This window comes from Stenotrophomonas sp. CASM110, from assembly GCF_049384345.1.
Taxonomy (GTDB): Bacteria; Pseudomonadota; Gammaproteobacteria; order Xanthomonadales; family Xanthomonadaceae; genus Stenotrophomonas; species Stenotrophomonas muris.
On the sequence record NZ_JBMRGI010000052.1, the window covers coordinates 1 to 470 of the forward strand.

At 61.7% G+C, this 470-nt stretch carries 1 protein-coding gene; it reads left to right on the top strand.

Annotation, left to right across the window (positions count from 1 at the left end; all coding sequences use genetic code 11):
• Positions 1-64: 64 nt before the first annotated feature.
• Positions 65-470, top strand: a 406-nt coding sequence (locus VG561_RS21150) for a TonB-dependent receptor domain-containing protein (RefSeq protein WP_423179945.1), incomplete at its 3' end; no start/stop codon positions are given.

Consider the following 470-nt stretch of genomic DNA (forward strand, 5'->3'; position numbering starts at 1 on the left):
GTATCAGCCGTCTGGATTCGATGGCCTAATCACGCTTTCGGCATACGATCTGCGCCAGCAGAATATCCTCACCAACGACCCTGATCCCAACCACAACACCTGCGGCACCACTGGGTCCAGCCAGTGCCAAGTCCAAGATGGCGAAGGTCGCGTGCGTGGCGTTGAACTGGAAGGCCGCATCACCCCCCTCGACGGCTTCAGCGTGATCGGCGCCGCATCGTGGATGGACTCGGAAGTCACCAAGAGCAACAACGGCTATCGGGGCAAGCAGCTGGCGATGGTCCCGGACTGGACCGCTGCGCTGTGGGGTGACTACACCTTCCAGGGCGGGGCACTCGCAGGCCTGAGCCTTGCCGCAGGCGTCCGCTACAACGGTGAAAGCTACGGCGACAGTGCCAACGTCTACCTGATTCCGTCCTACACGATGTGGGATGCGGCTATCCGTTATGACGTCGGTGCGATCGGGAGTG